This window comes from Pseudomonas sp. BIGb0381 (assembly GCF_024809815.1).
In the GTDB taxonomy this organism is placed as follows: domain Bacteria; phylum Pseudomonadota; class Gammaproteobacteria; order Pseudomonadales; family Pseudomonadaceae; genus Aquipseudomonas.
Genome location: NZ_JANUEN010000003.1, coordinates 511,472 through 525,217, shown reverse-complemented (window position 1 = coordinate 525,217; position 13,746 = coordinate 511,472). Strand labels below are relative to the sequence as shown.

The following is a 13,746-nucleotide window of genomic DNA, read 5'->3' as shown; positions in this document are numbered from 1 at the left end:
CGGCGCCCTCACCCACCCGTTCTCAAGGAGCCCACATGAACACCGTCGCCCATTACTTCCTGCTGTACGTCGACAGCCCGGCCACCAGTGCCAACTTCTATAGCCGCCTGCTGGGCAAGCCACCGGTCGAATTGAACCCGACTTTTGCCCTGTTCATTCTCGACAACGGCGTAAAGCTCGGGCTGTGGTCGCGACATACCGTCGAGCCGGCAGCCCAGCTCACAGGCGGGGGCGGTGAAGTGGGCTTCTCGCTGCCCGACACGGCCGCCGTGGACGCGCTGCACGACCAATGGGCAGAACGGGGCGCCGTCATTATCCAGTCACCGACGAGCCTGGATTTCGGCTACACCTTCGTCGCCCAGGACCTCGATGGCCACCGCCTGCGCGCGTTTTGCCTGAACGACTGACCGCCAGCGCCCCTCCAGGCTGATGGCCGCCACGCTGGCCAGCACGATCACAGCGCCCAGCATCACCTGCAAGGCAATGTGTTCGCCCAGCAACGTCGCGGCCATCACCATCGCCACCGGCGGGATCAGGTACATCGCCACCGACGCGCGACTGACTTCAACATGCTTCAACACATAACCCCAGGCCAGGTACGCCAGGGCGCTGGGGAAGATGCCGAGCACCAGCACCGCCAGGTTCTCCGGCAACGGCGCCTGCAGCACCGCCGCAGGCAAGCCCGGCAGGTTCACACACAACATCAGCGTGCCCGCCCACACCATGTAGCACGCCATGGTCAGTGGGCTGTAACGGTGGGCATAGTGTTTCTGCAGGGCGAAATACACGCTCCACGACACCGCCGCCAGCAGAATCAACGCGCCACGCGGGTCGATGTCACCCACGCCCTGATCGCCCCAGATCACCACCAGCACGCCGAGCAGGCCCAGCAACACGCAGCCCCAGCGCCAGGCGCTGACCCGTTCCTTCAAGCAGAAAAACGCGATCAGCACACTGAACAACGGCGCTGACTGCGCCAGAACACTGGACGCCGCCGCAGTCACCCATTGCTGTCCGTAGTTGATCGCGGTGTGATGCAGGAACACGCCGAAAAACCCCAGTACCAGTAACCAGGGCACATCGCGCAAGCGCGGCCGGCCAATGCCCATCACCAGCGCCACGACGCCCATGAACACCGAGGCGATCAAAAACCGTAGCAATGCCAACTGGCCGGGACTGTAGCTGTGCAACCCCATGTGCACGCCAATCGGCGAATAGGCCCAACACAGGATGACGCTGGCGATGACTAGCGTAAGCTTTACGGGTGAAGGGGTATTCATCGACGGCGTCCAGAAACTGAGAAGGTGTGCCGTCAGTCTTGGCCCGGGTAAGGCGCAGGACAATTAACCGTTTCTGACTTCTGCAATCACTGGAACTGAGCAATGGAACTGGCCCAACTGAAAATGGTGCGAGCCGTGGCGCAAACCGGCAGCGTGGCCCAGGCCGCGGCGCAATTGCACTGCGTACCGTCCAACATCACCACGCGCATCAAGCAGCTGGAGGGAGAACTGGGCACACCGCTATTCATCCGCGCCGGGCGTGGGCTGGCCATCAGTGCTGCCGGTGAGATTTTCCTGGATTACTGCGAACGCATCCTGGCGCTGGTGGATGAGTCCAAACGCGCCGTGGACGCCAATGCCATTCCCCGTGGCACCTTGCGTATCGGCGCGGTGGAGTCCAGCGCCAGCGGACGCTTGCCGCCGCTGCTGGCGGAGTATCACCGGCGCTACCCCGATGTCAGCCTGGAACTGGTGACCGGCGCCTGGGGCCAACTGCTCGACGACCTGCAACACCATCGCCTGGACGTGGCGCTGGTGGCCGCCGGCAACAAGCGCACCAGGCTCGAACACAGCGTGGTCTACAGCGAGCGCCTGGTGCTGATCGCCAGCGCGTCCAGTGACCCCATCAGTGGCGCCGAGGACCTCGCCGGGCGCACCTTGCTGGTCTGGCCACCCGGCTGCCCATATCGCGCGGCACTGGAAAACTGGGTCAAGCCCCATGACTTCAAGCCGACCATCGCCAGCTATGCCAGTTGGGGCACGATCATCGGCTGCGTCAGCGCTGGGATTGGCGTGGCGCTGGCGCCGGAAGGCATCCTCGCCCGCTACGAGCAGGCCAACCAGCTGGCGTCTTATCGATTTGAAGAACTGGCGGCCGTGGATAACCTGCTGTTCTGGCACAAGGACACCCAGCGACATCTGGCCAGGGATGCATTTGCCGAGCTGTTGCGGGAGACTTTTGGCTGACACAAATCAAAAAGGTGGAACGGACTTGTCCCCTCCCACCTTTCGTTTTCAAGCATCTGCGCAATCAGCCTTCCGGAGCAGCCAACCTTGCGTACTGATCCTGACGGATCCAGCCGCTGAACGAGCGGTCGTCGGCATTGATGAACTCGACCTGGGCCCAACCGTCCTTGAAGGCCAGCACACCGACCACATCGCGCTTGACGATATACGGACGCTTGGCGGGCTTGGCGCCTGGGGTCTTCAGCAGGTAAGCCTTGTCGGCGGATACCGTCACCAGGCCGATCCATTTTTTGCTGGCGGTCTGGGTCAGGTCCAGGCCGGTGGCAATCGCCGGCATCAGCACGTTCATGCACCCAGGGTGCTGGCGGCCCTCTTCCACCGTCAGGGTCACGCCATCGGACGAAGGCGCCAGGCTGCCGGGATGAGCCTCATCGAGCCAAGTGGTGAGCGCCTCAGGTTTGCCTTGCAGGTAAAACGCGCAACGGCGGGTGACGCCCTCGCCCATGGCTTCAGAATAGAACCCTTCAACCCGATGTTCGGGCGTCACTGCCAGCATCAGCCCTTCGTACTTGCCCGAATGCAACGCAGCCGAACCGGCCAAGGCAGGGCCCACGGCGCACAACGACAACACACCTATCGCTAGAAAACGGATCATCCTATTTTTTCCCTTCAAGTTTTTCGTAGGCTTTTTGCATCAGGACGTCGTAGTTGCCGTAGTCCTCGCCATTATAGTTACGCGCCATGCCGGTAAAATCCTTGGCTTTCATGGCTTTCATCAAGGCCGGGCTCTTGCTGCAAAAACCGAGGAACGCTTTTAGTTGGTTGCCGGCATTCACTTTTAATGCTGCCGAAAACTCAAACACCGTCTTGTAGCCGCACGATGCAAAGTTGAAGCCCATGATCTGGAACATACCCCACGACGCCGACATGAGTGCCGCTTCCTGGTCCAGGGCAAATGCGGTGGCCATGGTTTCCCAAGCCTTGGCCTGATCCTTGTTATTGGCCTGCCACTGCGGCCCGGCTTTTTTCTTGTAGGGGTAGGACAACAGCGGGTGCGCCTGGTCGTAGATGTGCTTGGTGTACTTGCGAAACAAGTGCCCTTCAAACGCGATCACCGGCAACTTGGCCGGGCCGAACCCCGAACGCCCACCTGATTCCACAGTGGCGAAGGCCTTGATGATATTCACCGAAATACCGCTCCCCAACTGCGTGGCGGCGTTCTGGAAGTCCGTTTCGCTGAGGGTCATGCCCCCGTCGCACGTGGCCTGGAGCATCAATTGCCGGTTACGCCGCTCGGCCTCGATCATCGCGCGCATGCGGTCCAGGTACACATTGACCGTGGCCTGCACCGCATCGCCCTGGTTGTTGCCAAATGCATTGAGAAAACTCGGTATGCGCATCGCCGGGAAGGCCTTCACCGGCACCTTCACCGCTTCCTCGATCAGGCTGTTGAACGTGCGACCGGTGGGGTCGACCACGCCATCGGGATGGGCATACTTGAGGTGGCGAAACTGGTATTGGCTGATGCACTGCACCAACTGGCCATCGCACTTGCCGTTTTCGGCCAACGGGAAACCCATCTTGGGAATGATCAGATTGAATAAATACTGGATGCACTGCACATCGGCGGGCAAGTTGCGGGCTTTACCCGGCGCACCTACCGAAGCACTGATAAGACGAGGTAACCCTTGCAGGCTTTTCAATACAGACATCCTTGTTAGTTAAAGAAGTGATAGCACTTCAATATCAAATCAGCACCACTGTCATATTCTGAAACAAGTGGCCGGCGGAAACTAACAAGGCGGTTTGGGGTTGTCCAGAGGGGTGTTGGAAAGTTGTGAAACAGCCGTCATCGACCGCGCAATAAAACATCGGCAGTTGACTGAAAATAAGTAATTTGGATTTGAATCGAAGGTGGGGACTGCTGGGAAGAGCGTTATGGAGGCAACCCCACCAGCCACACCCCGGCACACAATGTTCCCGCTGTGGCTGCTGCCTTCCGGCTCTGACCAGGTTCACGGGTAATCGTTGCGGGGGGACCGATGGGGTCACCATAACGACGCTGGCCTCTCGGCAAGCGGGGCCATTGTACCGATCTCATCGGAAGTTACAACCGTTGGTGACGGATTAAAAATATGAAGGGGTTCAAGCACTTGCCATGCCATCGGCTTCCCCTTCCACATTGGCTGATCATTGTGCCTGCAACACCTCATCCGCCCGACCGCCCTCTTCCTGGATCACCAGGTGAATGAAGTGCAGCTTGGCGATCACCGCCGGTGGCAGCACAAACGGGTAGAAATCCGGCTGGCCCATGGCGCGGGAGAGTTCATTGAGCATGCCGGCCAGTTCGATCCAGGCGTTGACGAAGGACAGGAATGCAACACCGCCGGGATGTTCGGGGTCGTAGAGCGTGGTGAGGGGGAATGGCTGGTAATCCAGGTCCATCTCACGGGCGCTCATACCAAAGCCCAGGGCGGTGTCGACGGCGTCCATCATGTGCAGGTAGTGAGCCCAGGTCTCCGCCCAGTCTTCCCAGGGGTGCATGGTGGCGTAGGCACTGACGCTGGTTTGCTGCCAGTCGGGGCGTGGGCCGTTCTGGTAGTGCTGGTCGAGGGCGTCGGCGTAACTGGCGCGCTCGTCGCCGAACAACTGGCGAAAAGGCTCCAGCCAGTGGCTGTTGGCGATCAGGCGGTCCCAGTAATAGTGGCCGACCTCATGGCGGAAATGGCCCAGCAAGGTGCGGTAGGGTTCGCGCATCTGCACCCGGATTTTTTCGCGGTGGGCGTCGTCAGCTTCCTTGATGTCAAGGGTGACCAGGCCGTTGGCATGCCCGGTCATGGGCGCGTTGCCTTCCAGGTCGATGCCGACGAAGTCGAACGCCAGGCCGCTATCCTCGTCGACGCTCTTGGGCACTACTTGCAGGCCCAGGCTGATCAACTGCGCCACCAGCCGGCGCTTGGCGGTCTCTACCTTGCTCCAGCGCTCGGGGTTCTCCGGGATCGACAGGTCGGGGATGGTGCGGTTGAGGCTGCACGCCACACACAGCGGCGCAGTGCTGTGGGCGGGAATCAGCCAGTTGCAGGCCGCCGCGGTGTCGAGGTTGGCACAACGGCGAAAAGCGCCGGCGTCGAGGTTGTCGTCTTGCAGCCAGGTGCCTTCCACGGGCCCGGGCTGCAGGGAGGACAAGCGGCTTTGCTGCGGCTGATAGCCCAGCAGCGCCTGGCAGGCCAGGCATTGGCTGTTGCGAAAGAACAGCGCTTGCCCGCACCGACACTGCCACACCTTGCTGTTGCGCGAGGTTTCGGCCATGAACGGTGCAGCGATGCGCGAACTGAGTTGCTCGAAGTAGCGGAACATGGCGATCTCTCCCTGGGTGACTGAGACTAGATCATTTAGGACTCAGGATCGTTCCACTTTCTTCAGGGGCTGCGTCCCAGCCCGGCGCGGGGCAAGCCCGCTCACCACAGGCGCCGCGTCAGACCGAAATATTGTGTTTGGCAAGGAACGCGACAAAGGCCTCTTCGTCCAGCACCTTCAACCCCAGTTCGCTGGCCTTGGCCAACTTGGAGCCGGCACCCGGCCCGGCCACCACGCAATGGGTCTTCGCCGACACGGAACCGGCCACCTTGGCGCCAAGGCTTTCAAGCTTGTCCTTGGCCACGTCGCGACTCATCAGCTCCAGGGAGCCGGTGAGCACCCAGGTATGCCCAGCTTCGGGCAGGCCTTCGACCACCTTCTTCTCGCTCTGCCAGTGCATGCCGAAGTCCCGCAGTTGCTGCTCGATAGCCAGGGCGTGGCGAGCGTTGTCCGGGTTATCGAAAAACTCCCGCACGGCCTTGGCCTGCTTCTCCGGCAGCGCCTGGCGCATGTCGAGCCAGTCCGCCTTGATCACGCCTTCCAGGCTGCCGAACTTATCCGCAAGTTTCTGCGCAGCGCCGGGGCCCACCGAGGGTACATGCAGCTTGTCCAGGAAGCCGCCCAAAGTGGTACTGGCGGCGAACTCGGCGCTCAGCTCCCCCTGATCCTGCAATTGCAGGCCGCATTCATCAGGCGACAACAGCGCGCCGATCACGTCCTGGTTGTGGCTGTCTTCGAAGAAGCTGTGGATCTCATGGGCCACTTCCAGGCCCACATCCGGCAGGTACGTCAGCACTTCCGGCAAGGCTTTCTGCACGCGCTCAAGGGACGCCAGGGAGCGCGCCAGCACCTTGGCCGTCTCTTCGCCCACGTCGGGAATGCCCAGGGCGTAGATAAAACGCGCCAGGGTCGGGGTCTTGCTGTTTTCGATGGCGGTGATCAGCTTCTTGCTGGAGATATCGGCAAAGCCTTCCAGGTCGATGATCTGCTCGTATTTGAGTTTGTAGAGGTCGGCCGGCGAACCGATGAGTTTTTCATCCACCAGTTGCTCGATGGTTTTGTCACCGAGCCCGTCGATGTCCATGGCCCGGCGCGAGACGAAATGGATAATTGCCTGCTTGAGCTGCGCACCACAGGCCAGGCGCCCGACGCAGCGGTACACCGCACCTTCACTGACGGTTTCCTTGCCCTTGCTACGCTTGACCAGCTGGGTGCGCTCCACATGGGAGCCACACACGGGGCAGCTTTCGGGGATCTGCACCGCACGGGCGTTGCTTGGGCGCCTATCTTTGACAATTTGCATAATCTGCGGAATAACGTCGCCTGCGCGACGAACAATTACCGTGTCGCCAATCATCAGACCAAGACGCTCAACCTCGTCCATATTGTGCAGGGTCGCATTTGAAACAATAACACCAGCTACTCGAACAGGCTTCAAACGAGCAACGGGAGTAACCGCGCCCGTACGTCCGACTTGGAACTCCACATCGATCAGCTCAGTCAACTCCTCTAACGCAGGAAACTTGTAAGCAATAGCCCATCTAGGTTCACGAGCTCGGAAACCGAGCTCACGCTGAGAAGGCAGGCTGTTGACTTTAAACACAACACCATCGATTTCGTATGAGAGACTGCTACGACGTTCACCAATATCACGATAGTAAGCGAGGCATTCGTCGATCCCCTTCGCACGCTTCAGGTCTCGACTTATTGGCAGCCCCCATTCTTGGAGCTTTTCCAATATGTCAACATGCGTATCAGGCAAGCTTCCCTGAACCTGACCAATACCATAACTACAGAAGTCCAATGGACGAGTAGCAGTAATCCTAGGATCGAGCTGTCGGAGGCTACCCGCAGCAGCATTACGCGGGTTGGCAAATGTTTTTCCGCCACCCTCAGCTTGAAAAGCGTTTAAGCGCTCAAACCCTGCTTTTGACATAAAGACTTCACCGCGAACCTCCAGCACCGAAGGCCAGCCTGCTCCATGCAATGAAAGAGGGATGCTGCGTACCGTGCGTACATTTAGAGTGACATCCTCCCCAGTCGCGCCATCGCCACGAGTAGCACCTTGAACCAAAACCCCGTTCTTGTAGAGCAGGCTGACAGCAAGGCCGTCGAGCTTTGGTTCACAACTATATTCGATATCCTCAAATAGCAAATCACTATCCAAGTCCAGCCCACCTCGCACACGTCGATCAAATTCGAACATGCTGCTTTCATCAAAAGCGTTACCGAGGCTCAGCATCGAAACCTCATGACGAACCTGCCGGAATGTCGCAAGAGCCGTACTACCAACTCGCTGAGTAGGAGAGTCAGAAGTAACCAATGTTGGCCATTTGGCCTCAAGAGCCTTTAGCTCCCGGAACAGGCGATCGTATTCAGAGTCAGGAACAGTCGGCTCATCCAAAACGTAATACCGATGATTGTGCTCTCGCAGCTCCGAACGGAGCTGCAAAATTCGCTGGGTATCACTCTCAATGTCAGACATGGGATATTCTCATAAAGCAAAAGAGCAGCCGAAGCTGCTCAAATGTTGGTGCGCTTATTCTAATGACAACGCTGGAAACCAATCCTCAGCGTTTCTGTGTCAGGGCGCGACGCTCGAACTCGACGATGCGCTGACGGTAGTGTTCGATGGTCTGGGCGGTCAGGACGCTGCGTTGGTCGTCCTTGAGCTCGCCGTTGAGTTCCTGTGACAGCTTGCGGGCAGCGGCCACCATCACGTCGAACGCTTGTTTCGGGTGACGCGGGCCCGGCAGGCCGAGGAAGAAGCTCACCGCAGGGGTACTGAACAGGTCAATGTCGTCAAGGTCGAAGGTGCCTGGCTTGACTGCGTTAGCCATGGAGAACAGCACTTCGCCGTTGCCGGCCATGCTTTCGTGGCGGTGGAAAATATCCATCTCGCCAAAGCGCAGGCCGCTTTCGAGGATGTTCTGCAACAGCGCCGGGCCCTTGAAGCCGGCCGCGTCGCGGCAGATCACGCTGATCACCAGCACTTCTTCAGCGGCAGGCTGATCGTTGACCGATTGACGCGGCGCATTCTTGCCAGCGTTTTCATCCGGGAAATCATCGTCGCGGCTGCTGAAGCTCGGGCCTTCATCGACATCGAGGTTCAGGTCACCCTGATGCGGTTCGGCAACGCTGGCGCTGCCACGCTTGCCACGCTTGGAGGATGGCTCGCGGGCTTCACGCACCGGCGCGCTCATCGACGGCAAGTCATGCTCGTCCAGTTGCGGTTCCTTATGGGTATCCAGCACACGGGGCGGCCCCAGCAGCTCGGCGCTGCCGTCGTCGTCAGGCAAGTTGGACAGGTTGCGGTCCAGACGGAATTTGAGCTTGCCCTTGCCACCGCGCATGCGGCGCCAGCCATCAAAAAGAATACCGGCAATGACAATGATGCCGATGACGATCAGCCACTCGCGCAGACCGATTTCCATGTAATCCCGTGCCTCTAATAAAAAATGCTGAAAAATAAGGGGTTTAGCACCGTGCAAACCGCTTTAAAACGTGGCGCCAACTCTATGTTCTGACTGACGTTTTGCCCACGCATACGAAAAATTGACATTAAACTAGCACGACCAAAGATAACTTTACACAGTTGACGCGAAATGTGTCGAATTGCCAGCTTTCAGGCATAGTAGGCAATCTCCTACAGCAGGCGCCGACTGTGAGCTACAAGCCCTGAGCTACAAGCTTCAAGCCAACTCACTTGCTGCTTGAAGCTTGCCGCTAGGCGTCCACCATCGCCATCGCTTCTTCCACATCCACCGCGACCAAACGTGAACAGCCCGGTTCATGCATTGTCACCCCCATCAACTGATCAGCCATTTCCATGGCGATCTTGTTGTGGGTGATATAGATGAACTGCACCGTCTGGGACATCTCCTTGACCAGTCGCGCATAGCGTCCAACGTTAGCGTCATCCAGTGGTGCGTCAACTTCGTCGAGCATGCAGAACGGCGCCGGGTTCAACTTGAAGATGGCAAACACCAAGGCCAATGCGGTCAGGGCTTTTTCGCCGCCGGACAACAAATGGATGGTGCTGTTCTTCTTGCCCGGAGGCCGCGCCATGATCGTTACCCCTGTATCGAGTAGATCTTCGCCCGTCAGTTCCAAGTAAGCGCTGCCACCACCGAAAACTTTCGGAAATAACGCCTGTAAACCGCCATTAATCTGATCAAAGGTATCTTTGAAGCGGTTACGGGTTTCCTTGTCGATCTTGCGGATCACGTTTTCCAGGGTGTCCAGGGCTTCCACCAGGTCGGCGTCCTGGGCATCCAGATAACGTTTACGCTCGGACTGCTGTTGGTATTCATCGATGGCGGCGAGGTTGATCGCGCCGAGTCGCTGGATACGTGCGGCAATCCGTTCAAGTTCTTCCTCGGCCTCTTTCTCGTTGGCCTGGGCGGTCAAGGTGTTGAGCACGCCATGCAAGTCGTAGCCGTCTTCGAGCAATTGGTCTTGCAGGGTCTTGCGGCGCACGGTCAAAGCTTGCCATTCCATGCGCTGTTGTTCGAGCTGGCCGCGAATCAGCTGGGATTGCTGCTCGGCCTGGGTCCGGCGTTTTTCCGCATCGCGCAGTTCGCGATCGGCATCTTCCAGGGCGATCTGCGCGGTCTTGAGTTCTTCGTCGACGGTCATGCGTTTGTCGAGCAACTCTTCAAGCTTGAGGCGCAACTCTTCCAGCGGCGCTTCGCCCTCCTCCAGGTTGAGACTCAGTTGCTCGCGCTTTTCGGTCAGGCGTTCGGACTGCATTTCCAGGCGTTCAAGGGCCTGGGCCGTGGAATTGTGCTGGGCCTTGAGCGAACCCAGGCGCACTGCCAACTGATGGGCGTGGTCCTTGTGCTGGCGGGCTTCCTGGCGCACACGATCAAGGCGCTCGCGCAGGCTGTCACGCTGGGCCAGCAGCAGTTCGCGCTGCTCGGTGTCCAGGGCCATGCTGTCGAGGGCTTCCTGCAATTGCAGGCGCGCTTCGCCGATCTGTTCGTGTTCGAGGGCGCGCTGCTCGCCCATCTCCGCCACTTCTTCGTCGAGGCGGGTGCGGCGCAGGGTCAGTTGCTCGGCCTTGGCTTTGCTCGCGGAGAGCTGCGCTTTTAATTCGCCTTGCTGGCGTGCTTCGTCCTGCAACAGGCGGCGCAGGTGTTCGCGGCCGGTCTCTTGCTGGCGCTGTGTGGCGCGCAAGGTTTGCAGTTCGGTTTCGAGGCTTTCCAGAGTGGCTTCACGCTCTTCACGCTCGGCGATCAGGTTGACGATTTCCTGGCCACGGGCCAGAACGCCGCTTTCCGCTTCACTGGCACGGCGCACTCGCAGGAAGTGGCGGCCGACCCAGTAACCGTCGCGGCTGATCAGGCTTTCGCCGGCAGCCAGTTGACCGCGCTGGGCCAGGGCCTGCTCAAGGGACTCCACCGGTTTGACCTGGCCCAGCCACGGCGACAGGTCAATCGCCGCCTCGACCTTGTCCAGCAGGCTGCCCGGCACCCGCGTGCCATCAGCGGCGGGGCTGAGCAAACGCAGGTCACCCTGGGTAAAACCGGCCAGGTCGAAGCCGCCAAAATCATCCACCAGCACGGCTTGCAGGTCGGCGCCTAAAACGGTCTCTACCGCCAGCTCCCAACCGGCTTCAACCTTCAAGCCCTCGGCCAAACGCGGACGCTCCGCCAGGTGCTGATCACGCAGCCATTCGGCGGTGCCGGTGCCTGGGTCCAACGCCGCTTGCTGCAAGGCTTCAAGGGACGCCAGCCGGCCATTGAGCCGCTGCAAATCGCCCTGGGCCTGCTGCTGGGCCTGGGTCGCCTGTTGCAGCTGCTGACGCAGTTGCTCCAGGCGCTCCACTTGTTGTTCTTCGCTGGCTTCCAGCTCCTCCAGCGTCATTTCGCTTTCGGCCAGTTGCTCGCTGAGTTCCATGATCGCCGCGTCTTCCGGGTCGGCGGCAAGCAGCACCCGCTCTTCCTGCAGACGACGCTGGCGTTCGGCCAGGCGTTCCATGCTGGTTTCCAGTTGCTGGATGCGCGACTGCTGCACCTCGGCCTGGCGCCGCGGTTCGGCAGATTGCAGGTTGAAGGCGTCCCACTGCTCCTGCCAACCGTGCATGGTGGTTTCGGCTTCTTCCAGCGCAGCGGCGGCCTCTTCGGCGGCGGCGTTGGTGATCTCCTGCTCGGGGGTGAGCATGTCCAGCTCTTCGCCCAACGTCAGCAGCAAGGTGCGGTCGTGGCCCAGGTGCGATTCGGTTTCCAGGCGCGCGCGTTCGGCTTCCTTCAAATCGTCCTGCAACTGACGCAGGCGCTGCTGGCCGTGCTGGATGCTTTGCTCGACCCGGGCGATATCGCCGCCCACCGAATAGAAGCGGCCCTGCACCAGATTGAAGCGTTCGGACAGGTCATGGTGCCCGTCGCGCAGGCGCTCGATGGCGGCGTCGGCATTGCGCTGCTCGGCCACCAGGGCCTCGAAGCTTATTTCCTGGGTGCCGATGATCGCTTCGCGCTGGCCCACTTGGTCATTCAGCGCCTGCCAGCGCAGGGCCGACAGTTGCGCCTTGAGCTGGCGCTCTTCGCCCTTGTATTCCTGATACTTCTCGGCAGCCTGGGCCTGGCGGTGCAGGCGCTCCAACTGGCGCTCCAGCTCTTCGCGCAGGTCGGTGAGGCGGGCAAGGTTTTCATGGGTGCGGCGGATACGGTTTTCGGTCTCGCGGCGGCGCTCCTTGTACTTGGAGATACCGGCCGCCTCCTCGATAAAGTTGCGCAGGTCTTCGGGCTTGGCTTCGATCAGCTTGGAGATCATGCCCTGTTCGATGATCGAATAGCTGCGCGGGCCCAGGCCGGTGCCGAGGAAGATGTCGGTAATGTCCCGGCGTCGGCACTTGGTGCCGTTGAGGAAGTAACTGTTCTGGCTGTCGCGCGTCACCTTGCGGCGGATGGAGATTTCCGCGTAGGCCGCATATTCGCCGATCAGGGTGCCGTCGGAGTTGTCGAACACCAGTTCGATGCTGGCCTGGCTCACTGGCTTGCGGCTGGTGGAGCCGTTGAAGATGACGTCGGTCATCGACTCGCCACGCAGGTTTTTTGCCGAGCTCTCGCCCATCACCCAGCGTACGGCGTCGATGATGTTCGACTTGCCGCAGCCATTGGGCCCGACCACTGCCGCCATGTTACTGGGGAAGTTCACCGTGGTCGGGTCGACGAAGGATTTGAACCCCGCCAGTTTGATGCACTTGAGCCGCACGTTTAGGCGTCCGCCAACGCAGCGATGACCAGCGAGCTGCTGCGCTCGCAGTAGGCCGACAGCACCTGGCGAATCTGCAGAAGGTCACGGGCGAGCACGGCGGCGAGCAGTTGCTCGAACAGCGCCAGGTACTCACTCATGGACGCCTTACGCTGATCCAGGGCCAGATAATAGGCGCGGTTCATCGCTGGCTGCAGGTTCTCGACGGTTTCCTGCAAATACGGGTTGTTGGCAAAGGGGTATGCGGCGCGCATCACATTGAAGCATTCTTCGACAAAGGCGCGGATGTCCTGGCGCTCGAAATTGCTCACCAGGCGCTGCTGGATCTGTACGAACGGCGCCATGTCGGCCTGGGTCTGCCAGCCCTGGGCGACCGCATTGCCAAGCAGGATATACAGCTCACTCATCAGCGTGCACAGACTCTGCACCTTGTGCGCCGTGAGCTCGGTCACGTGGGCGCCACGGCGCGGCAGGATCGCGATCAAGTGGCGACGTTCAAGGATCAGTAAAGCTTCACGCACGGAACCACGGCTGACATTGAGCGCCAGCGTGACTTTCTGTTCCTGGATCCGCTCCCCAGGCTTGAGATCGCCGCGAATGATACGTTCGGCGAGGTGGTGAGCGATCTGCTCGGCGAGACTGTCCGGCGCCTTGAACGTCATGTTTTCCCTTCAAAATCTTCTATCGGTACAAGCGCGGCAGTGTAGCGCATTGGCCCGCTGATGGCGCTACGCCCACCGTGGCGAATTTGGCATGAAATAAGCAACTTTTACGCATCAGGCGAAACCCATAAGCCGCCAAAAACGCCGGTTCCAGAAGACTGGACCATAATTGAATGTGTTGAGATCGCAATTTCTTGACCTTAAAGTCAGAAAATCGTTGACCGAAAAGTCAGACATGACTAGATTCGGCGCAAAGCGGTTAACAA

At 59.9% G+C, this 13,746-nt stretch carries 10 protein-coding genes and 1 other RNA gene; 2 read left to right on the top strand and 9 right to left on the bottom strand.

Translation table 11 applies throughout. The features are described from left to right. Positions 1 to 35: 35 nt before the first annotated feature. Positions 36 to 407, top strand: a complete 372-nt coding sequence (locus M2397_RS12495) for a VOC family protein (RefSeq protein ID WP_131699663.1) — start codon at positions 36 to 38, stop codon at positions 405 to 407. Here M2397_RS12495 and M2397_RS12490 read toward each other — a convergent pair. Beyond that, positions 321 to 1,280, bottom strand: coding sequence for a DMT family transporter (locus tag M2397_RS12490; RefSeq protein ID WP_259243393.1), 960 nt, complete (start codon positions 1,278 to 1,280; stop codon positions 321 to 323). The genes M2397_RS12495 and M2397_RS12490 overlap by 87 nt on opposite strands. A 102-nt stretch (positions 1,281 to 1,382) precedes the next feature. Here M2397_RS12490 and M2397_RS12485 point away from each other — a divergent pair, with 102 nt between their 5' ends. After that, positions 1,383 to 2,246, top strand: a complete 864-nt coding sequence (locus tag M2397_RS12485; RefSeq protein ID WP_131699665.1) for a LysR family transcriptional regulator — start codon at positions 1,383 to 1,385, stop codon at positions 2,244 to 2,246. Between the two features lie 64 nt (positions 2,247 to 2,310). Here M2397_RS12485 and M2397_RS12480 read toward each other — a convergent pair whose 3' ends face one another. The 8 genes from M2397_RS12480 to M2397_RS12445 all read right to left on the bottom strand — a co-directional run bounded on the left by M2397_RS12480 (position 2,311) and on the right by M2397_RS12445 (position 13,480). Then, positions 2,311 to 2,901 (bottom strand): hypothetical protein, encoded by a 591-nt coding sequence (locus tag M2397_RS12480; RefSeq protein WP_259243390.1) that lies wholly within the window; start codon positions 2,899 to 2,901, stop codon positions 2,311 to 2,313. A gap of 1 nt (position 2,902) precedes the next feature. Next, positions 2,903 to 3,949 carry an N-acetylmuramidase family protein gene (locus tag M2397_RS12475; protein ID WP_259243389.1) on the bottom strand — a complete coding sequence of 349 codons (1,047 nt, stop codon included), beginning with the start codon at positions 3,947 to 3,949 and terminating at the stop codon, positions 2,903 to 2,905. 245 nt (positions 3,950 to 4,194) lie between these two features. Continuing rightward, positions 4,195 to 4,291: signal recognition particle sRNA small type (ffs, locus tag M2397_RS12470), an RNA gene on the bottom strand. A gap of 145 nt (positions 4,292 to 4,436) precedes the next feature. Continuing rightward, a complete protein-coding gene (locus M2397_RS12465) occupies positions 4,437 to 5,603 on the bottom strand; it encodes a putative zinc-binding metallopeptidase (RefSeq protein WP_131699668.1) in 1,167 nt (388 codons plus the stop codon). Between the two features lie 118 nt (positions 5,604 to 5,721). Continuing rightward, positions 5,722 to 8,088, bottom strand: a complete 2,367-nt coding sequence (gene ligA / locus M2397_RS12460) for an NAD-dependent DNA ligase LigA (RefSeq protein WP_131699669.1) — start codon at positions 8,086 to 8,088, stop codon at positions 5,722 to 5,724. A gap of 85 nt (positions 8,089 to 8,173) precedes the next feature. Then, on the bottom strand, positions 8,174 to 9,037 hold the full coding sequence (gene zipA / locus M2397_RS12455; protein WP_131699670.1) for a cell division protein ZipA: 864 nt from the start codon (positions 9,035 to 9,037) through the stop codon (positions 8,174 to 8,176). A 292-nt stretch (positions 9,038 to 9,329) separates the two neighbouring features. Continuing rightward, positions 9,330 to 12,818 carry a chromosome segregation protein SMC gene (gene smc / locus M2397_RS12450; protein WP_167656052.1) on the bottom strand — a complete coding sequence of 1,163 codons (3,489 nt, stop codon included), beginning with the start codon at positions 12,816 to 12,818 and terminating at the stop codon, positions 9,330 to 9,332. A 2-nt stretch (positions 12,819 to 12,820) separates the two neighbouring features. Continuing rightward, entirely contained in the window at positions 12,821 to 13,480 is a 660-nt protein-coding gene (locus tag M2397_RS12445) for a GntR family transcriptional regulator (RefSeq protein ID WP_053132831.1), read from the bottom strand. Positions 13,481 to 13,746: the final 266 nt, after the last annotated feature.